At 35.8% G+C, this 371-nt stretch carries 1 protein-coding gene; it reads left to right on the top strand.

The genetic code is table 11. From position 1 onward, the window contains the following. Positions 1–371, top strand: a 371-nt coding sequence (locus AOA60_RS32090; RefSeq protein WP_256592785.1) for a histidine kinase, incomplete at both ends; no start/stop codon positions are given.

The following is a 371-nucleotide window of genomic DNA, read 5'->3' as shown; positions in this document are numbered from 1 at the left end:
ATTCATAGCACTGATTTATTTAGGAACAGCTTGGTTTTTTAGTTATTCTTATGGTGCTTGTATAAAGCGAAGAATAACACAACTTATTCACCAAATTAAACAATTTCAAAGGGGAGCTTTCCGTAAAGGAGAGCCTCTAAAAACAGATAATGAATTAGGGAAACTCTCAGAACATCTGAATGAATTAACAAGTGATGTGGAACAACAAATCGTTTCGATGAGACGAATATTAAATGAAAATTCCAAGTTAATATCAGAAGCAGAGCGCGCTGCAAGTTTAGAAGAAAGAAGAAAACTTGCACGTGATTTACATGATGCGGTGAGTCAAGAACTGTTTGCAGTTTCCATGACATTAGGGGCATTACCAAGAC

Origin of the sequence: Pseudomonas sp. 2822-17 (assembly GCF_002742485.1) — a bacterium.
Classification (GTDB): domain Bacteria; phylum Pseudomonadota; class Gammaproteobacteria; order Pseudomonadales; family Pseudomonadaceae; genus Aquipseudomonas; species Aquipseudomonas cyclaminis.
Note: the sequence above shows the minus strand (reverse complement) of the source record. Positions and strands in the feature narration are given on the sequence as shown.